This is a genomic window from Microbacterium hominis NBRC 15708, assembly GCF_001592125.1.
In the GTDB taxonomy this organism is placed as follows: Bacteria; Actinomycetota; Actinomycetes; order Actinomycetales; family Microbacteriaceae; genus Microbacterium; species Microbacterium hominis.
Genome location: NZ_BCWI01000023.1, coordinates 33,476 through 52,682 on the forward strand (window position 1 = coordinate 33,476; position 19,207 = coordinate 52,682).

Here is a 19,207-nt window from a genome sequence, read left to right on the forward strand (position 1 = left end):
TCTGGAAGCCTGACTTCCCCCACGGGGTTTCGCTCGATCCGCGCCCGCCCGAGTGGTCCCCAACCATCGCCCCAAACGGTTCCGCGCTCGCGCTTCGTCGGCTCCTGAAAGCCATCGAAAGAACCGGAGTACCCACGTGGACACGCGAGGCAAGTTTCTACGATGGAGCGATCGACTTGCTGAATTGGCGCGCCTTCCTCGACACGATGGCCAACTTGGAAGATGACGGTCACTCGATCGCCGACGCCGGAGAAGTGGTGGACGTCGAACTCGCCCAAGCCGCACGCAACCTCAACGTGCCATTGACCCTCGGCATGCCCGGCGTCGCTCCTCGCTATCGGCGTCTCGTCGGCCGCCTCGCGCAAGAGACACGAACAGCATCTCCCACGCTCGCTACACAGCCCACCGCGACCCCAGCGGGCACCGCGCCCGGCGACCCGCCGGATGTCCTCCGCCTGCTTGTCGCGCATAACACTGCCGGGGACAACTCCGTCGGCGTCATCACTGACCCCATCCCCGACGCGGCGTTCCTCGCACTCGCCGACCTCGAACGCTACTGGATCGATAGCGCACGGTCGAAGCGCGGAATAACGCCCGCCAAGGAAGCACGCCTTCGCGCCAAGCTCGACGAAGCAATGCGGCCCTTCTTCACCAATAGGTTCAACAACATCCTGCGCACCGCGTCCCGTATCGACGCGTTCACGAACTTCCCGATCGGGCTCGTACGCCTGCCCGGCCACTCCACTCCGCTCGCCGCACTCGTCCCGATCGCCTACCGTCCTATCAACCCGCTCACCCGAGCCTTCCAAATCGAGTTCATCCCGGACCACCCCGTCGACCTCAGCGAGGGAATGCGTATCCTCGTCGTCGAATGCATCCCCGCCACCGACCCGGTCGGTGTCGCCTCCCGGCAAGCCTGGACTTCCGCGGCCGCGCACCTCACCGACCCGGCTCGCTCCATCTCTGTCGACATCGTTGATGCGTCCACTCCGGCAGATGTTGCAAACGCGATTGCCGCTCACCGCCCTGAGGTCCTCGTCCTCAGCGCGCACGGTGTCTACGATGCCGACGCCAACATGGCGGGCCTCGCCATCGGCGAAGATCACAGCACCGGCGACGACCTCGGACCCATGCCACCACTCGTGATTCTGAGCGCATGCCACTCCGGTCCCCGCGGAGCAGGGCCCGTCGCCGTCGCCGACCTCCTCGTCCGAGCCGGCGCACGAGCCGTGCTCAGCACCCTTGTTCCCGTCGGCGTTCACCACAATTCCGTCTTCATGACACGCCTGCTGGCAAATATGAGCGAGGCGATTGAGGGAACGATCCCGCAGACCACGTTCATGGACGTCTGGCGTCGCGTGCAGACCAACAACGTGATCACGGACATCATCTACGGGAACGGGAAACTTATGGAATGGGCCGCCAGTGCCTCCACAGGAACACCACCCATCGAGGAGTTCATGGGTCGACGGTCGGCCGGACGGCTTCGCTCCACACACCTCTATGAAGATGCCGAGGCGATCCTCCTCGAAATCGCGGACGAACGAGGACAGAAAGCGCGTGTCCAAGGCTGGCTGCGCACACCCGGATACGTTCCCGAATCCATGATGTACACCATCGTAGGAGACCCCTCCAGTATCCGCTTCCAACCATCCACGGTCGTTGCCATACACCGGGGGAGTTGACACACCGCCACGCTCCCGCCCGCACTTCGTCAAGGCGCAGGATCGGACATCTGCTGTGCGCCAGGTGCGGACGACCCGGATGACCGGGACCAGCTCGCGCGCGTGTCCGCGATCACCTCGCTGATGTGGTTCGCTTTCTTCACGATCCGGGCGATACCACCCTGAATCAGCCCACCTCCGAAACGCGCTGTGCCGGTTCGCACCCGTGAACATTCTCAGCGACGCCACCATCGGCTGCCATCATGCCTGGCATCCCGCGTCGTGGAGAGCAGCGAAGCGCTTATGGAGCGCCGCGAGCGACTTGTCCGCCTGCGCCAGGATCTCGGAGGCGCAGAGAGTGCAATACGTGGTCTGGCTCTGCGGTCCGTCGCGGACGACGAGGCATGGATCACCCTTCAGGATCACATGCGTCTTGTTCCGGTAGCACTTTCGGCTTCGACGACGCCGTCCACGCGCCTGGGGGTCAAGGGGTCGCAGGTTCAAATCCTGTCATCCCGACCGGAGAGTCCCGGGAACCTAAGGGTTCCCGGGACTTCTTAGTTGGTGAAACATGACCCTGTCACCGAATTCCTACCTAATTGACCGTCTTCGGCGCCTCGGCAATCAGTCGGCATCGGCACGCGCGAGTTCGCGGCGGTTGTCTCCGATTGATCGTGCGACGCCCGGCGCACCTATCTGGTATGAACGCAGACGACAGCCTCTCCCTCGAGATGTGGGGCTTGGAGCAGCTTCTCGACATCAACGAGCTCGCCGCCTATCTTCGCGTTCCCGTCTCGACGATCTACGAGTGGCGGATGAAGGGTCGTGCACCGCGAGCTCACCGATACGGCAAGCATCTGACGTTCGCTGTCTCGGACGTGCGTGCTTGGGTCGACGCTCAGCGAGAGCCCGAAGCGTCGCCACTCGCCGATCGGCGGTGACCCGATGAGCCGGCAGCGGCTTGCGATCGGTACATTCGGTGAGATCGGATTTCTGCCGGCCGCCGGGGGCCGCGTGGTCGCGCGGGCTCGCTACCGCGACTGGGACGGCCGCACGAGGCAGGTCCAGGTCACTGCCGCGACGGCTGCTCTCGCCGAACGCACGCTGAAGGTGAAGTTCTCAACGAGAAGCTTCTTCCAGCCCTCTACTTCCGTGCTCACGCCCGACAGCCTGTTCTCACAACTCGTCGACTACTGGCTTGACGACGTGGATCAGGAGGGCCGGGTGTCGACGACCACACGGCAGTTGTACGAGCGCAACATGCGAACCCTCGTCATGCCGGCGATCGGCAACCTGACGCTGCGCGAGATCGGCGTCGCACGTTGCGATCAACTCCTCAAGCAGCTGAACAAGCGAAGCTACAGCCGAGCGAAGCACGCGCGCGTCGTGCTTCGCCTGGCGTTCGGCCTGGCGGTGCGACATGAGGTCCTGCCGCGCAATCCAATGGACCACGTCGCTCGACTGACTCGGCAGACAAGCACGCCCGATGCGCTGACCCCTGTCGAAGTGACTGCCATCCGCACGGCGATCGCCGTGTGGGAGGCTGGCCGCGCGATATCCGGACCAAAGCCCGACGGGCAGCTCAGCGCAATCGTCGAGGTCATGCTCGGAACGTCCGCGCGCATCGGCGAGGTGCTCGCCATTCGACGCCGCGACGTCGACATCACGAGCGCGGTGCCCTCAGTTCGCATCGCTGGCACGATCGTCAGCAACAAGGGTGAGCCCACCCAACGGCAGGACCACCCGAAGACCGCGAAGTCTCGGCGCACAGTCGCGATTCCGACGTTCACGGCCGAGGCCGTCCGTCGACGTCTGGCCCGACTCAGCGATGCGTCGCTCGACGCGCTGCTGTTCTGTACCCGAGAGGGCACGCCCCTCACGACGAACAACGTGCGACGCCAGCTTCGACGGGTCATGGAGCTCGCCGGCATCACCGGGGTCACGCCGCACGCATTCCGCCGCACGGTCGCGACGGCGATCAATGAGCGGGCCGGCGTGGAGCTTGCGGCGGAGCTACTGGGCCACACAGATCCAAAGATCACCGTCCAGCACTACATCCGGCGCAACGAGATGGTGAACCCGGCGACGGCTGAACTTCTGGAACGTGCGTTCTCGAAAGAGGCTTGATCGCCGCAGGGTGGGAGTGGTTCGCGCACCTACAGGTATGACCGATCGAGAGCATGTCGACGCCGTCCTCGAGCACGTTGCGGTGCTCGCCTTCCTCTACTACCCGGACATCGAGGTCGACGACCCCACGTACCATCTGGGCGAAGACATTGAGTGGTGCATGGCGCGACTCGGCGATGTGTCTGACGTCGAGCGGGCGCGGATGCGGGTGTTGGTCGCGCGCGCGATCATCGACCCGACGGCGACGCGCGAAGAACTGTTCACCGCCCTCGCTGAACTCAGCGGCGTACTTGCGGTGGGCCACGATGAGTGACCCGCTCGATCCAGACGAGCGCTCGGCCCGGCTGGCCGCGCAGAGGAGGGCATGGAACGACGCTCACCCGACCTACTACGCCGACTACCGGGAGCGAAACCGTGAGTACATCCGCAAGACGAACCGCGAGCGCGAGCGTCGGCGCGCGCAACGCGAGCGAGATGAGAAGGAGCGGCGGCAGAAGGGCATCGAGCGGGCAAAGGAATGGGCACGACAGCATCCGGAGGAACGTCAGCAGGCACGCGAGCGCTATAAGCAGAAGCATCCAGAGGCGTACAAGCAGGCGCAGCGCGAGTACTACTACCGAAACCGTGAAGCGATCGCCGAGCGGCGGCGGGAGCGAGAGGCCGCGGATCCCGAGAAGGCTAACGAGGCCCGTCGGCGCTCGGTCGCTCGGGCGCGCGCAGCCGGGCGCGCAACCGAGTGGTCACCCAGTCCCTCCCAGCAGGAGTCGTATCGACAGCGTGAGAACGAGGCCAGGCGTCTGCAGCGTCGTCGCGCTCGTGCCGGACTGCCAGACCGACGGCTCCACCGCGTCCTGGCAGCGGAGCGGCGCCACAACGACAGCGCCGCAGATGCGTTCTTCGCCCGCAGGCGCACCGGGGACGAGATGGCGCGGATCAGGGATCAGGACGTGCCTACTCCACGAGAGTTGGTGCACGCACTACAGCAACACTCAGAGGCGCGCCGGGTGGCCCGTGAGATTCTGGCCATCGCCGACGTGTACTTCGCAGATCACGAGCTTGAGCTGCGGGCGCGAGTCGCCGAGGTTTCGCGGGCGCGCTTTCGGGCGGGGCTGCTCCCTCTCGACGTGTATACCGAGCCGCGCCGCCGCGCCCTTGAGGTAGCGAATGCCCATTATCGCGGCGGCGTCGTTTCTTCGCTCACCTCATCGCTCCCCATGTTCCAGTGGATGACGGCGGACTTGGCCAAGCGCGACCACGACATCCAGCTCTGACGGAGCCGACTATGCAGGCTCGTCGCGAGAAGGTGGCTGGATCATGAGCACGTTCGTGATGCCGCCCTGATTGACGCAATCCTGGGCGAAGTCGTGCACGTGCCAATAGAAGTCCGTTGGCGGCTCGAGGACATTCACGGTCGTTTCGACCCGGGTGTAGCGGTGCAGTGGCACCGACACGCCCTCATAGGTGAAACCCATGTTGTCCGTCGTCAGGATCGTCAACGGTTGACCACCCGTCCACTGGATCCCGAGACGCAAGTCGTACTCGTCGTTGTCGATCGTCTCGGCTGTGGTCCGCGTGAGGGCCATGAGGTCGGCGATGGCGCACTCAATGGCGGCAGATTGCACCTGCCAGCCCTCGAAGTAGGCGTCGCTGCTCATACGATGCCCGCCGACCGCCGCGGCGATCGTCACGGAACCATCGTGGTGAATGCTCACCCAAGCTTCTTTCCAGAGAGAGCGTTCATCGCTTGCCTTGTTCATGGCGACCCAGCGGCGCAATCCGGGACGCGGGTTGTCGAGGTCGACGTTTTCCAGAGGGTGGACGCCTCCGCGCCCGGCGTAGATGAGGGCCAACCCTACGGTCTTTGTTAACACCGCTCGTGCTTCCTCGCGCGTGAGTCGGTCGCGGAAGCGAGGGATACGTGGGTGAGCCACCGCGATTAGCCATGCGCGGTTGTCGGTATCCCGTCCTGTTGCGGCCTCGTCGAACAGCGCGTCCAACGCCTCAGTGGCGTGTCGGCGTTCCTCGAAGCGAGCCCGGTACATCGCTTCTATCTGGCGTTCCTTCATCCACACGGTGTCAGAATCGTTCCGGACTGGGGCTGCGAAGTAGTCGTTCTTGAAAATCAGGTGTGGCCCGTCGATGCTCGCGGGCACTTCCACCACCACGGCGCGATTGCCTTCCACGCCGAGGCGATGGACGTTGAGTCCGAAGACAGGGGGCGAGATGGCGGTGATCGCCGCGCTCCGTATGGAACGCTCGTATGCCTCGTCGAGCTCTCCTACATCGACTCGCTCGGTAGCAGCTTTCTGCGACTCGCGCACGCCGAACACGATCACCCCGCCGCCGCTGTTCGCCATCGCCGCAACGTCCTTCGGAAAGTCCGTCTGCGGCAGGCCTTTCGCCGGCGGTAGCTCCGACTTCCAATCGAGATCGTTCGCTTCGGCGACCCCCGCCGCGATCGCACCATCGAGGATTTCGTCGGTCAGCGGGCACGGCGTGAGGCCGAGCGCCCGGTGCAGCGCGGTGAACGTCATGCTCCCAGCGTAGGGACGAGCGCCGACGCTTCTCAGACTTCGAATGCGTGAGCGACTCGCCCTCCTGCGCCGCCACCCGCCGCATCACGAGAAGCGTCGCATGCCACTTCCCGTTGATACGCCGGAATGGCGAGGAGGCCTCGGAAACTACTCTGGACGGTGGGTCTCAGCCGCGATGAATGCGTCCTCAACTGCGCGCCGACGCGCGACGTCTTCGACGACGAATCGGCGGAAGTCGGCTGCCCGGTCGTCGATCGTGATCTCTTCCACCGACGGCGTTGGATCCTCGCCTGGCCACGCCGTCTGACGTGTCGCCCGATCGCGATCGAGGCGGGAGCCGCAGGCGGCGACCCAGTCGTGCAGGCGATCGCGAGCCTCGCTGAAGTCACGGTGCCAGCCGAGAGGGGCGGAACCGTGCTGCTCTTCGTCGTAGGCGCACAGCCAGTGCAGGTGCAGGGCGGACAGCTCCCAGACGAGTTCTGCGTGGCGATGCCACAGCGGCGGGATGATCGATGGTCCGATGCCGTACGTGCGGCGCAGCCAGTTCACCCAGCGGTCGAGCTCGACCCACTCGAATGCGGCTTGGTCGGAGGTGAGTAGATTCCAGTTCACCGGGCGGGGGACGTTCGGCAGGCCCTCGGGCTCAGCGTCGGGGCCGTCTGGCAGCGGTGGCTCGAACTCGTACCCGGGGAAGCTGAGAGGCTCGTCGACGGTCATCGGGTGTCTCAGCGGGCGAGCGGTTGGACAGCTGGCCTTGCGGGCGCAGGCGCGGCTGCCGCCACGGGCGGAAGCGTGTTGCGGCGGCGCTGCAGGGTGTAGTTCGTGCGGGCGGAGTCGTGTCCGAGGCGCTTCGCGACGAACTCCTCGGATTCGACCGTGGTGCCGTCCACTTCCCGGGTCGACGTGTGCGTGTAGCCCTCGGCGATGAAGGCATCGCCCTTGTTGAACATCGCGTAAGCCCGTTCCGCGTTTCGCCGGAACATGACGAGGTCGTGGTAGGTGGTCTCGGTCTGGGTGAACGTGCCGTCGTCGTTGCGTTCGAAGTGCTCCTGGCCGATGCGCGCCCAGAAGCGTGCTTCGCCTTTCGCGTTGAACGCGAGCTGCGGTTCCGACGCGAGGAACCCGGAGAGTGATTGCTGGGTGTGGATGGTCATCGGATGCTCCTACGAGAGGCGGCTGGTCGGCGTTTAGCGGGAAGGTGCGTCGGCTATCCCCGCTGAAGTTGTTCTTCGACTTGCGCCCGTTCGGTGCGCAGTGATGTCGCGTCGGGGCGCGCGGTCCACTCGCGCATGCGCGTGACGATCGGTGGTGCCGACCTCAGCAGCAGCAACGCCGTGCCGTATGGCAGCGTGCGGATGACGTCCGGCGGCATGATGGGCACCCGGCGTGTCGAGCGCTGGTTGGAGCGCATGCCACGTTCGCCGACGGTGATCGAGTCGGTGATCTCGTCGCGGTCACCGATCAGGGTGGCGATGTCTTGGAGATCTCGCGATCCCGACGCTCCGCCGAGCACGACCTTGGCGATACTGGCATCCCAGATCGCGGTAGCGGCGTTGTCACCCCACCGTTGCCGTGCCTGGGCGAGGGACTGGAGCACGGGCATCGTGGTGATGCCGGTGCCTCCACCTTCCGCCATTAGCACGGGGAGTGAGGGCAGGGGCGCGAGGTTGCCGACCTCGTCGAGCGCGAGCAGCAGTGGGGGGTCGAGGCGCGCGCCCGGTGATCGTGCGGCGACTCGGCGGGCTGTTTCGACGAGGTCTTCGACGAGCGCGGCAACGAGGGACGAGGAGGCCCCGGCGCCAGCTCCCGTTGCGAGGAGGTACAGGGTCCCGTTGTGGCGGAGGAAGCTCTCCGGATCGAACTGTTCGTCTTCGCTCGGGCTGACGGCGTCGAGGACGCGTGGGTCGGCCAGCGCACCCAACGCCAACGACACGCCTTGCCAGATCGAGTCTCGGGTTCGTGGGTCTGCGTCGATCATCGCCGCGAGCGACTCGGCCCATCCCGTCGCGGCTGCCGGGTGGGAGGTCAGGACAGCGACGGCATCCTTCGCCGCGGCCGGGTCGAGCGTCCAGCGGAACAGTTCTGCGGGTGAGCGCCCGTCGAGCGCCGCGGCATGCAGGAGCGCCTGCAGGGCGGTGCGAGTCTTGCCTTCCCAGAACCCGCCGTTCTCCACACCGGCGCCCGACAGGCCTGTACCGGCGGCAAGGCCGGAAGCGCGGATCATCGCGGTGAGGGGGAGTTCGCAGCCGCGCACTGGCGACCACCGTAGGCCTGCTGGTACGCCCGGCGCGAGGTGTTGCGGGTCGAACACCGCGACCGGGCCGCGTCTCATCCGTGCGCGAATGGTGGTCGTGAGGTTGTCGGGCCTGGTGGAGGTCGTGACGACCGCGCCGGGTGAGTCGAGGATCGAGTTAATCACGATGTGGGCGCCCTTGCCCGAGCGGGGCGGGCCGATCACGAGGATGGAGTCCTCCACCGATGTCCACACCTTCGTTCCCCGCGCGGTGCCGACGAGGTAGCCGACGTCTTCGGGCCGTGGCGTTGCGACAGATGCCCGGAGGTGCGCGGCCCTCGACAGGAGAGAGTGATCGGAGGCAGCGCGGCGAATCTCGGCCGCGGAGGCGATGCCGGCGATGTGGTTGGGGTCGGGCCCGGTGTGCCGCATGTGATTTCGGATGCCGCGCCACGCCCACCATCCCACGGCGGAGATCAGCGTCACGAGAACCGCCACGACGGCCCAGTAGGCCGCGGCATTGAGTCCGGGGGAGCCGAGCGCAACTCCCGGATCAGCGGCGGAGCCGAAGACACCCAGCCCGGCGGCAAGGCCCCCGGTCGGCTGCGCGGCACCTGAGAGGAACGCGGCGATGTTGCCCGCGACACGCAACACGCCGGCGACGGCGACGACCCCGACGAGGGCGAGGAGCGCGAGGTTTGTCAGGCCGTCGCGGCCAGAGATATTGACACCGCCACTGCCGGTCATGTGATGCTTCCGAACACGCACGTGCCGGAGATGCGCCCGGCCAGGACGACCTCGCCAGTGGCGCTCGCCCGGCAGAGGTCCGGTTCCAGCAGTGCGCGTGCGGATCCGTCTGCGGATGCCTTGACGTGCCGCACGATGATCGCGACGGCAACCTCTTCGCCGGCGAGGAAGCCCTCATTGCCCTGCACGACGCGAGGCGGCGCGATCAACGGCGCCGCCTCGATGAGCGGTTCGGGAGCGCAGACGAGCTCGCCCGTTGCTCTTCGCGCATCGCCCCGAGAACGCGGCGGTGCGCTCGACGTGATCGAGCCCCGCAGCGGCCGGGTGATGAGGTCGGTGAAGACCGCGCCATCCGTCTCGTAGATGACGACGCGCACCGGCGACCCGTGCGCCCGCAGCACCGTGTCGATGATCTCCGCGAAGGACGCGCGGTTCCAGGATGGTCCGAAGCGCGGCGGTTCGAACGGTGTCCCGTCGACGGCGACGGTCATCGTGCCGTCCGGCGCGATCGTCATCTTGATGACCGGAAGAGCCGCGGGGGCGCGGATGACGTCCGATCGATCTCGTACTGCGTGTGCTGTGCTCATCTCACGCCCTCCGTCATGCGGCTCGTTGTGTCGAACGCGGCGAGCTCTGCGGGATGCATCTGGTGCTGCACCACGAAGCTGCGGTCCTTTATCCGCCAGAGACCCTGACCGGTAGCCAGGCCCGGCAGCAGGCCCTGCTCGGTGCTCGTCAGGCCGAGCGCGGTCGCTGTCGCCCCGAGCTGATCCGCTTCCTGCCGATAGATGATTCGGGTCTCCGCGTTGGCGAGAAGCGATGAGGCGATGGCGCGCATCGCGGAGCCCTGGTCGCCGACGTTGTCGAGATCGGAGAGCTTGTGGAACACGAGGAGGTTCGCGATCCCGTAATGGCGGGCGAGGCGCCATTGCGCATCCATACGGCGCAGCAGCGCGGGATGTGACATGAGTCGCCAGGCTTCGTCGTAGACAACCCACCGCTGCCCGCCGTGCGGGTCGAGGAGAGCGGATTCCATCCACGCGGAGGAGCAGGTCATGAGCACCGAGACGAGCGTCGCGTTCTCTGCGACGCGCGAGAGGTCGAGCGAGATCATCGGAAGGCTGGGATCGAAAGTGACTGTGCTGGGCCCGTCGAACAGCCCGGCCAGGTCGCCAGCAACAAGCCGACGCAGCGCGTGCCCGACGACCCGGCCGTCCTCGACGAGCCGATGGTCGGCGCGTTGGGAGGCGTCAGGAGAGAGGATGCGTTCGACGACCATCGGCAGGATCGGTGTGTCGCACGAGCGGACGGTCTCGGCGAGAGCGAGGTCGATCGCCGTGTGCTCGAGTGGGCTGAGTGGTCGATCGAGCACTGTTTCGGTGAGCGCGCCGATGAGGTCGCGGCGACGCGCGGCGACTTGCCCGGCCCAGCTCTCGTCGGACAGGCCAGCTGGGCGATGCCCTTCATCGAGAGGGTTGAGCCGGGTCGCCATGCCGTGCCCGAGCACGATCGCCTGTCCGCCGACGGCTTCCGCCACGGCGGTGTGTTCGCCTTTCGGGTCCCCCGGCACGTAGACCCGGCGACCGAAGGGGATAGAGCGCGTGTACAGGCTCTTCACGAGCGACGACTTGCCTGAGCCGACGATCCCGGCCAGCACGATGTTCGGCGCGGTGATGATCCCGAGTGAGTAGAGCACCCACGGGTCGTAGACGAACGAGGCACCCGAGTAGAGGTCTTGGCCGACGAAGACGCCCCGCGACCCGAGGCCACCTTCGGCCAGGAACGGGTAGGCGCCCGCCAACGTGGCGCTGGTGTCTTGATGGCGTGGCAGACGTAGGTGCCCAGGAGTTCGAAGCGCTGCGGGCCGCGCCTCGCCGGATTCGGGAAGGTAAGTGGTTGCGCGCTGCTCCGCGCGTAATGCGTCCGCTTCGGCACGGCCCTCGGCGGTTGTGGCGGCGCGTGCGGTGGCGTTGAGGCGTCGGGATGCCTTGCGCCGGGCGTGACGCTCCTTTCGGCGTTCGCCCGCGGGATCCACGAGCACGGTCGTGTGGACGCGTTCGCCTTCGTGCGCGTTCATAGCGTCATCCCGTCGCGACGGTGCGGTCTCGGAACGGAGTGGTGGGTACCGAACAGGCCGGTGGGCTGGAACGAGTCGGCGGCGTTGACGCGCGGCACGAGTGACTCCGAGACCGGCTCGGGGGTCGAGAGGGAGTCCCACGCGATGCGGCCGGAGTGCTGCGATGCCCGGTCGAGGGCAAGGCCGGCTCTCGCGACCAGAGTGGATGCGCGGCGTAGCGCGAGGGCGGCGGCGTGGGCTTCCTCGACCCCTGCCCAGTGGTCGCCGTCGTCGGTGCGGGCGATCGCGTCGGCGTTGGTGTGCGCCAAAGCGAGCTGATCGAGCACCTGTTCGAGCGATCTGAGTCCGCCCAGCAGGTCGCCGACCACCTCGTACGTCTGTGCCGGGTTGTCGAAGGTGCGTGTGGCGTGGGCGAGGGCGCGCAGGGCCGTGCACGCTTCTGCGCCGTCGCTGACGGGGTCTTGGAATGAAGGCATTGCGTCCCCTTGCGAGAGAGTCGTCAGTCAGGTACTTCGTGCGTCCCCGCGCGTCACACGGATCGGCAGAGAGGCAGGGCGGCGGCGGCGAACGCTTGCGCCTGCTGCCCGACGAGCCGTCGCGTCTCGCAGGCGGCTTGCACGGCCGCTTGCTCGATGGCCGCGACCGCCGCATCGAGTTCGTCGACGGTCGGCGCCGACACGGCGATGAGCCCGGTGAATCGCAGCACGCCGTGTCCGGCCGTCAGATCGGACTCCTGCTGCAGCACGTCGTTGTACTCGGCGGTGCGCGCGGCATCCTCAATCTGGCCGATCTTCGCGCGCTGCGCGGCGTCCGAGAGCAGGCCCACCTTCTTCTTGCGGATGTCCCGGGCGGCAAGATCGGCACGGACCGGTGTGCACGTCAAGGTGAATGTGCGTTGGATGCCTGAGGTGAGCAGCAGCGGAGACAGGAAGCCGGGGTAGACCTGCGACCGCGGCCACTCCGAGATCCACAGCACCGCGTGATGGGCCGAGTCGCTGTGCAGCCGGTCCCAGGTTTCGGAGACCGCGAGGGGACCGGCGGTCGCGAGGGACCGGCCGATGTCACCGTGTCGCTCGAGCGCGGGAGCGGCTGCGGGATCGTATGCGGAACGCAGCACGACTGCGACCTCACCGGGTGTGAGCCAACCGGTGGGTGTCAGGTCTGCCGCGCGAAGGGCCGCGGCAAACGTCGTCATCTCCTGGCGGAGCACGCTCGCCGCACCCTTCATGCCGCCCCCGGCGGCGCGGATCTGCCGTGCGGCGGCCCTCATGTCGAGCGCGAGGGACACTGTCGTCGCGTGCCGTTCACCTGCCGGCCCGGCACGTTCGATGAGTTCCCTGTAAGTCACCGAGGGCCAGGATTCATCGTCGATGCCGTGCAGTGTCCACCATTCCGCCAGCCCGCTGCCAGAGCTGGGAACGGTCCGCTCCGAAACCTGGACGCGCGCGATGCGCCCCGAGCGGCACACCGTGGCGAGCACACGGCCCCAACCCGTCACGCGACGTTCCTGTTCGCCGCTGTCGAGCAGTACGAACGCCGGATGCGTGATGCCGGCGATCACCGTCAGCGTCTGAGCGTGAGGGTCTTGAATCATGGCAGCGCCCGTCTCAGGGTCGACCCACTCGCGTAGCGCCGCGGCGTCACCCGGGAGCGCGAGGGTGCCGGCAGGACGCGGCTTGACCAGGTCCGCACGGAAGTGCAGTTGCCCGCCGATGCTCCGCCACATCCATCGGACTGAGATCGGCACCCATTCGATGAGCTTGCGGCCGCCGACGGCGACAAAGGCGAGCACGACGCTGGTCACCCATATCGGGGCTGTGATGACGAAGAGGTTGCCGCCGCCCGTGTAGACGGCGCTGGTGAAGGCCACCAGTCCGATGGCGAGCGTCACGAGCTGCGCCAGCGAAAGCCCGAGCATCACGCCTCGCTTGGGGAGCCGCGAGAACTGAATCGGATGCAACTGGTTCGCCCGAGGGGCGTTGTTCGCTGTCATGCCGTCGTCCTTTCGAGCGGGGCGGGAGTCGATCGCGGAGGGGGTGTCGCGGTGCGGGGCGGCGCCGGTGTGCGCAGCTGTGCGGACGGTTGCTCAGCGACTCGCGTGCCCGACGGCAAGGGCGATGCCTGGACCGGGGCGGCGCCTTCGGCCTGGCCCATCGCTGATGCTCCGGCGGCATTGCCGAGCTTGGGGCCTGCGGCGGCTGCTTTGCCGACCACCTGGGCGCCGACGACGACCGCGGCGGCGGGGCCGGCCGCCGCCGCGGCGCCTGAGGCACCGGCGCCCGTAGCGGCACCGGATGATCCCGCACCGGTGGCCGCCCCCGACGCCCCCGCGCCGGCTCCGGACCCGGCGGCGGTGCCCCCGGCGCCGGATGCGGCGGTCGTGGACGCTCCTCCCGACTGGCCACCGCCGTCGAGGATCGACTTGGCCGACTGCGCCGTCCCGGGTGTCACCGGCACGGGCACGGGGCGGTTGAGTGCACCCTTTGCCTCTTGCTCGGTCGACATCGCGTGGTACATGTCGACGCCGACGAAGGAGATGAACTTGTAGGTCATATACGGGGCGAAGGCTGCGACGAGCATGAGCACGACGCCGGCGACCGGGTCGCTGATGGAGGCGAGGTCCAGATCGATCGGTGCGGCGGCCTGGTTGATCGCGACGAGGAACAGCACAACGAGGACGAGCTTCGAGAAGACGAGGGCGACGACGAACGCGACCCATTTGCCGAACCAACCGCGGGCAGCATCCCACGAGAATCCGGCGAGGGCGATCGGGGCGAACACGATCGCCACCAGCAGCAGAGCTTTGCGGATGAGGAGCGAGAACCACACGATCGCGGTCGCGGCGATCGCGAGCCCACCGAGGAATATGGTCATGATCGCGCCGACGCCGGGGCTTGCGATGTTGATCGCGACGAGCCCGGTCGCCATCAGAGCGATCCGGTCACCCATCCCTTCCATCGTGTTCCCCGTTGCTTGGACGATCCCGATCGCCAGCTGATCCGTGATTTCGAGCAGGGTCGCGGTGAGGGCGATCGCGACGAACGATCCGAGCACGGACTTGCCGAGGCCCACGGCAGCTCGTGACAGCGCGGTCGGGTCGCGGTGCGCGAGCCCGGTGATCAGTTGCAGGCAGAAGAACACCAGCATGACGAACAGGGCGACGCCAAAGAGCAGGTTGTAGACCTGCACGTACTGGGCTCCGGTGACGTCGACGAGGGTGGTCGTATCGAACACCGTCCAGACGGCTTGAAAGAACCACGCCGCCGTCGACGCGAGTGTGTGTGCGAGCCAGTCGAAGGGCGCGGCGACGAGAGAGGTGACCCCTGCTCCTACGGCTTGACATACCTCGGCGATTGCCGGGATGTCGCACACGCCATCCACGCGGGTCGTCCTTCCCGATCGGTCGCGCCCTGCTCAGACGGACTGGCCGACGCCCCAGAAGAAGTTCACGAGCGTGACCGACGCGCCGCAGATGATGGCCGCGCCGCACGCCACGAGAACGCCGAGCTTGCCGCGAGATGCGAGGTGCGGGTTCGAGGAGTTCGCTCCGTACCCCCACGCAACGGCGGCGATGATAAGGGCGAGGACCGCGAGGATGAGCCCGACGGTCATCACTGCGCCGACGATCACGCGGAGTTGCTCGATGCCGGGAAGTCCCGACGCGTTGGGGTCGATGTCGATCATGACGGTGCTCCTTGTCTGCGCAGAAAGAACTTGCGTACAAGGTGCGTGCGGCATCCCCGCGGTCGAGCGATCCCGCTTTCACGCGCGTGCTCGGCTCAGAGTTGTTGGCCGACCCCGAGGAGGAAGTTCATCCACCCGACACCCGCGCCGGCGAGCACTGCCGCGCCGATGGCAACGAACAGCCCCGCGCGGGCTCGCTGGGACGACTGGTAGTTCCCGCTCGCCGACGCTACCGCCCAGGTGACGGCACAGACGAGGATCGCGAGCACCGCGAACACGAGAACGTACATGAGGAGCGCGCCGACGATGGCGCGGAGCTCACCCGCACTGCCCACTGCTCCCAAGTCAGGGAAGATGTCCATTCCAATCACCTCACGCGCACACCGCAAGGCCAGAAGTGGCGGCATCCAGGCCTTCGGCGCCGTGCTGGGCGAGCCACGTGTTGGAGTCGATTGATGACTTGAATGAGCCGCCCGGGCGGATCTCGAAGTGCAGGTGCGACCCCGTGGATTTGCCGGATGATCCGACGTCGCCGATGTGCTCGCCCGCAGTGACACGTTCGCCGACTGACACGTGGATGCCGGTTGCCCACATGTGGGCGTATGCCGACGCGACCCGTTCGCCGCCGACCGTGTGTTCGATGAGGATCAGGTTTCCGTACCCGCCGTTCGGGCCGGCCCACGTGACCACCCCGTCCGCGATCGCCAGGATCGGCGTGCGGTCGGCTGCCGCGTAGTCGGTGCCCGCATGGAACGCCTGCAGGCCGGTCACCGGGTCGGTGCGCGTACCGAAACCACTCGCCCGCACCCACGTGTCACTTGGCAAGGGGAACACGACTCGGGTGGTCTCCGGCACCGAATCGAGCGGTGTGCTTCCCGTGTTCGACGATGCGGGCGGTCGGGTCAGCGCCGAGATGATCGCCTCGGCGACGGGCTGGTAACGCTGGTATCGGTCAGGGAACGCCGAGCGTTCGACGGCCTGCGCCGCTGCACCGGGATCTGCGGACTGCCAGCCCGCAATGTCGAGGAGCCCGGCGGGTGAGGGGAAGTTGGGTCCGGTTTCGCCGCCGAAGAACGCGCGCGCCTGGTACTTCGGATCCATTAGCTGGTCGACGCTGCCCCAGCCCGAGGTCGGCCGCATCTGGAACAGGCCGAGTGAGTCGTGGTCGCCCCCGACGCCGTCGTGGGGCAGGTCGAGGGATGCCGGGTGGGCGGCATTCGCCAGCATCCGCAGGGTCGACTCGGTGAGCGCGGCCATCAACGCAATGAGCACGCCCTGCCGTCCAACGCCCTCGATGCCGCTGCCTGTTGTAATGATCGTCGCGGCATGCGTGAGCTGCGTGTGGCCCAGCGTCACCGATACGCCGTCGCTGCGCACCGCGGTGAGTCTCTCCGGGACGCCTGTCACCACCAGCCCGCCACCGGCCTGACACGTTGCCAAAGCCGCAGTCGAGAAGACGAGCGGAACCGCGATCAGGCCAGCGAGCGGCAACGCAAGCACGGCGATACCGAGAAGGATCAGGAGCTTCTTCATGCTCATGCCCCGTCAAGGGAGCGGGTGGTCCACCTCAGAGAGCCGAAGCAGGCGGCACACGTCGAAGCTCGGCTCGCACGCGATGAAGAGCGTGAACGTGATCGGTCGCGACGACTCTTGCGGCTGTGTTCCCACGACGCCGGCGCGGTTTCGCGTTCCCTTGACCGTGTACGCGATCGTCCCCGGAAGCAGCTGCCCTGGTGCCGCTTGAGCTTCTGCCTCGGTCCAGGATGCCGGGACGAAGACCTCATCGATGGTGAGCCACTGCCGGGTGCTGTAGGTGCGCAGGGTCGACCAGGCCGCCGCGGTCGGCAGGTAGCTGCGAACGTCGGCAGCAAGTCCCGCGGTCTCCGTACCCGAAGGATCCCCGGCATCGACGACGACCTGCGCGTGGTCGGCCGGGGTGAAGTCGGTCGCAGTGTCCCAGTCGATGAGAGCGCGAGCGGCATCGCGTGCGAAGGACTCGGCATTCGTCGTCGATCGGATGGGGGGAAGTGTGGCGCTCGGGGATGTCGGACCCGCAACGCTGGTCGAGGGGGAAGAAGGCGTCGGATCACCGGCGGTCGCCGGCGTGGTGGGTGCCGGTGCCAGCACGAGTCCGTACAGGCCGACACCGACGAGGGCGGCCAGAACAGCGAACCCGATCGAGACGAGCACGACGAGACGCTTTCGGGGGCGATCAGTTGCGGTCATGAGGCGATCTCTTGTGTGAGCTGGGCGCGTGCCCTCCGTAGCGCCGCGAAGAACTCCACCGTCGCGGTGAGCGTCGATTCGAACCGCTCCAGCTGCTCGTCAGTCAGTCCGGTCGCCACAGCATCGACGTCGAAGTGGGTCCACCACTGATCGAGGTCCTCCCACACCCGCACGAAGGCCCGGACGGGGAAGACATGCGCGGACGCAGCACGAGCGCGGTTCGCTCGGCGACCGCGCTTGGCTTCCCTAACCCGTGCAAGTGCCGCGTTCGCCAATTGCTCGAGTTCGTCGGGAGGTTCGAAGTCGTCCGGTGCCTCGAAGTCCTCGAACTGCTGTGGCGGCTCGGGATCTATGAACTCACGGATCCGTGCGTGGGCCGCAGTGACGCTTCCGCCCTGGTCGATGAGTCGCAGCTCCTCGGCGGCCCTCTCCTTGAGCACGGGGTCGGCGACCGGGTTGGCGACAAAGCGTTGCAGTTCGGCGATGCGTTCCAGCGTCGTGTACGACGCGCGGCCCGTGACCATCTGCGCGGCTTGCGTGCGGGTCTTGCCGGGCTTGAACTGCGGTGGTGCCACGGTGGCACCACCGCCCTTTCCGCCCTGCGGATCCGGACCACCGAAGCGCGTCGCGACCTGGCGGCGAGCCGCGTCGTCGGTGATGTAGGTCTTCAACTCGGTGTACAGCGCCGCGGCCTCGGTCGGCGTGAGCGGCTTGTGCAGGACGTTCTCAGCCTGCTCGGCCAGCAGTTCTGCGAGGCGATCCGAGATCCCGGCTCGCACCCACACTTTGATCGTCTTCTCGCCCAGCCGCTTCAGGGCTTCGAGCCGTCGTGCGCCGCACACCAGCACGCCTTCGGGTGTCACCGTGATCGGCTGCAGCAGCCCGTCACGGGTGATCGACTGGGCGAGCTCATCGATATCGCCGTACTCGCTGCGGTGACGCCTCCCGACGATGATCGACTCGATCGATCGTTCGAGCTCGATGTGGCCGACGCTTGTTCCCATGGTCACCGCCTCGATCGCTCGTTAGGGGCGGTGAGACTGACCGCGAGGACGAGGTCGTCGTCTGTCAGAAGGGAACGCAGCGGTTCGCCGATCAGTAGCCGGAGCAGGATGCCGCGGCCCGCTGTGGTCCGTGCGACCTCTGGTTCCGGGTTGCCGAGGACGGCGCGCAGCAGCCCGTTCCACGATGCTGACGACAGGTCGAGGAGTGTTCGTCCGTGGACGTCGCGGCGCAGGGACTCCCACGCGGTCGCGCGGGAGGGAACTTCGCTGAGCCGGGCGCAGATGTACTCCATGGCGGTGCGGGCGGGCGTGCGCGGCCAGCCGAGGAGTGCCATGAACGCGATCGCGTTCTCGACCGCCTCAGTGATGCCGACACCGTCGGATGTGGTCCCGTCAGCCGCGGAGTCTCCGGCGGGATCCACCCGAAGCGCCGGGTGGTAGTCACTCAAGGGGTTCTCTCGGTCGCTAAATCGCTCGGGGTCGTGGAACGACGAGAACTCTGGCCTGCGCGCCTGGTACACCGAGCACAGCAGGCCGTTCGCACGTTCTTCGGCGATCAGCGTCACTTGCACCGCTCTGGTGACCACTGCCCAGGGATCTTCGGCATTGCGCACCGCGGCCGAGCGCATCGCATCGAAGGCGGCCGCGGCTGCGTCCCAGGGATCGAGCCCGTGCTTGCGGGCGAGCTTCGCGTACCGCCGGACGACGTGCCGCATGAGTGCTGCCGCTTCTGCGTCGCGGCGCCACGCGCCGTGATCTTGGTCGGCGAGGCGAGTCAGCAGGTCGCGCAGACCTTCCGAGCTTTCAAAGGCGGCTGGCGCCTCCGCCGGCTCGGAAGCGACCGCTGTAAGCGGCGGGCGCTCAGTTGCGTCGACGGCCGGCTGGGAAGTCTGGGGTGACATGGCAACCTC

20 protein-coding genes are annotated in these 19,207 nt (G+C 67.1%); 5 read left to right on the forward strand and 15 right to left on the reverse strand.

All coding sequences use genetic code 11. The features are described 5' to 3' along the window. The first annotated feature begins 176 nt into the window (after positions 1 to 176). The 5 genes from MHO01S_RS14655 to MHO01S_RS14675 all read left to right on the forward strand — a co-directional run bounded on the left by MHO01S_RS14655 (position 177) and on the right by MHO01S_RS14675 (position 5,062). Positions 177 to 1,685 (forward strand): CHAT domain-containing protein, encoded by a 1,509-nt coding sequence (locus tag MHO01S_RS14655; RefSeq protein WP_060960684.1) that lies wholly within the window; start codon positions 177 to 179, stop codon positions 1,683 to 1,685. A 680-nt stretch (positions 1,686 to 2,365) separates the two neighbouring features. Continuing rightward, positions 2,366 to 2,605: a helix-turn-helix transcriptional regulator gene (locus tag MHO01S_RS14660; protein WP_167626542.1), complete on the forward strand. Its 240-nt coding sequence runs from the start codon at positions 2,366 to 2,368 to the stop codon at positions 2,603 to 2,605. A gap of 4 nt (positions 2,606 to 2,609) precedes the next feature. Beyond that, positions 2,610 to 3,791 (forward strand): tyrosine-type recombinase/integrase, encoded by a 1,182-nt coding sequence (locus tag MHO01S_RS14665; RefSeq protein ID WP_060960683.1) that lies wholly within the window; start codon positions 2,610 to 2,612, stop codon positions 3,789 to 3,791. A 37-nt stretch (positions 3,792 to 3,828) separates the two neighbouring features. Beyond that, positions 3,829 to 4,104, forward strand: a complete 276-nt coding sequence (locus MHO01S_RS14670; protein ID WP_060960682.1) for a hypothetical protein — start codon at positions 3,829 to 3,831, stop codon at positions 4,102 to 4,104. Then, positions 4,097 to 5,062 (forward strand): hypothetical protein, encoded by a 966-nt coding sequence (locus tag MHO01S_RS14675; protein WP_060960681.1) that lies wholly within the window; start codon positions 4,097 to 4,099, stop codon positions 5,060 to 5,062. The genes MHO01S_RS14670 and MHO01S_RS14675 overlap by 8 nt, the downstream gene beginning before the upstream one ends. Before the next feature lie 9 nt (positions 5,063 to 5,071). Here MHO01S_RS14675 and MHO01S_RS14680 read toward each other — a convergent pair whose 3' ends face one another. The 15 genes from MHO01S_RS14680 to MHO01S_RS14750 all read right to left on the reverse strand — a co-directional run bounded on the left by MHO01S_RS14680 (position 5,072) and on the right by MHO01S_RS14750 (position 19,198). Then, complete coding sequence (locus MHO01S_RS14680) at positions 5,072 to 6,325, reverse strand: AlbA family DNA-binding domain-containing protein (protein WP_060960680.1); 1,254 nt, start codon at positions 6,323 to 6,325, stop codon at positions 5,072 to 5,074. Between the two features lie 147 nt (positions 6,326 to 6,472). Next, entirely contained in the window at positions 6,473 to 7,042 is a 570-nt protein-coding gene (locus tag MHO01S_RS14685; RefSeq protein ID WP_174524690.1) for a hypothetical protein, read from the reverse strand. A gap of 8 nt (positions 7,043 to 7,050) precedes the next feature. Then, positions 7,051 to 7,479 (reverse strand): single-stranded DNA-binding protein, encoded by a 429-nt coding sequence (locus tag MHO01S_RS14690; RefSeq protein WP_060960679.1) that lies wholly within the window; start codon positions 7,477 to 7,479, stop codon positions 7,051 to 7,053. Between the two features lie 53 nt (positions 7,480 to 7,532). Beyond that, positions 7,533 to 9,305, reverse strand: coding sequence for a type IV secretory system conjugative DNA transfer family protein (locus MHO01S_RS14695; RefSeq protein ID WP_060960678.1), 1,773 nt, complete (start codon positions 9,303 to 9,305; stop codon positions 7,533 to 7,535). Continuing rightward, positions 9,302 to 9,820: a hypothetical protein gene (locus MHO01S_RS14700; protein WP_060960677.1), complete on the reverse strand. Its 519-nt coding sequence runs from the start codon at positions 9,818 to 9,820 to the stop codon at positions 9,302 to 9,304. The genes MHO01S_RS14695 and MHO01S_RS14700 overlap by 4 nt, the downstream gene beginning before the upstream one ends. A 68-nt stretch (positions 9,821 to 9,888) precedes the next feature. Then, positions 9,889 to 11,382, reverse strand: coding sequence for a putative type IV secretion/conjugal transfer ATPase (locus MHO01S_RS14705; RefSeq protein WP_060960676.1), 1,494 nt, complete (start codon positions 11,380 to 11,382; stop codon positions 9,889 to 9,891). Next, positions 11,379 to 11,858 carry a hypothetical protein gene (locus tag MHO01S_RS14710; RefSeq protein WP_060960675.1) on the reverse strand — a complete coding sequence of 160 codons (480 nt, stop codon included), beginning with the start codon at positions 11,856 to 11,858 and terminating at the stop codon, positions 11,379 to 11,381. The genes MHO01S_RS14705 and MHO01S_RS14710 overlap by 4 nt, the downstream gene beginning before the upstream one ends. A gap of 53 nt (positions 11,859 to 11,911) precedes the next feature. After that, positions 11,912 to 13,375: an SCO6880 family protein gene (locus MHO01S_RS14715; RefSeq protein WP_060960674.1), complete on the reverse strand. Its 1,464-nt coding sequence runs from the start codon at positions 13,373 to 13,375 to the stop codon at positions 11,912 to 11,914. Then, positions 13,372 to 14,763, reverse strand: coding sequence for a conjugal transfer protein TrbL (locus tag MHO01S_RS14720; RefSeq protein WP_082808095.1), 1,392 nt, complete (start codon positions 14,761 to 14,763; stop codon positions 13,372 to 13,374). The genes MHO01S_RS14715 and MHO01S_RS14720 overlap by 4 nt, the downstream gene beginning before the upstream one ends. Before the next feature lie 33 nt (positions 14,764 to 14,796). Then, positions 14,797 to 15,066, reverse strand: a complete 270-nt coding sequence (locus MHO01S_RS14725) for a DUF6112 family protein (protein ID WP_060960673.1) — start codon at positions 15,064 to 15,066, stop codon at positions 14,797 to 14,799. A 95-nt stretch (positions 15,067 to 15,161) separates the two neighbouring features. Next, on the reverse strand, positions 15,162 to 15,428 hold the full coding sequence (locus tag MHO01S_RS14730) for a DUF6112 family protein (RefSeq protein WP_060960713.1): 267 nt from the start codon (positions 15,426 to 15,428) through the stop codon (positions 15,162 to 15,164). 10 nt (positions 15,429 to 15,438) lie between these two features. After that, the gene (locus MHO01S_RS14735; RefSeq protein WP_060960712.1) at positions 15,439 to 16,599 is read right to left on the reverse strand and encodes a M23 family metallopeptidase; all 1,161 of its coding nucleotides are present in this window, start codon (positions 16,597 to 16,599) and stop codon (positions 15,439 to 15,441) included. A 12-nt stretch (positions 16,600 to 16,611) separates the two neighbouring features. Beyond that, complete coding sequence (locus tag MHO01S_RS14740) at positions 16,612 to 17,292, reverse strand: hypothetical protein (RefSeq protein ID WP_231735175.1); 681 nt, start codon at positions 17,290 to 17,292, stop codon at positions 16,612 to 16,614. Then, entirely contained in the window at positions 17,289 to 18,296 is a 1,008-nt protein-coding gene (locus tag MHO01S_RS14745) for a ParB/RepB/Spo0J family partition protein (RefSeq protein ID WP_060960671.1), read from the reverse strand. Before MHO01S_RS14745 ends, MHO01S_RS14740 begins: the two co-directional genes overlap by 4 nt. Before the next feature lie 2 nt (positions 18,297 to 18,298). After that, positions 18,299 to 19,198: a hypothetical protein gene (locus MHO01S_RS14750; protein ID WP_231735174.1), complete on the reverse strand. Its 900-nt coding sequence runs from the start codon at positions 19,196 to 19,198 to the stop codon at positions 18,299 to 18,301. Positions 19,199 to 19,207 lie beyond the last annotated feature (9 nt).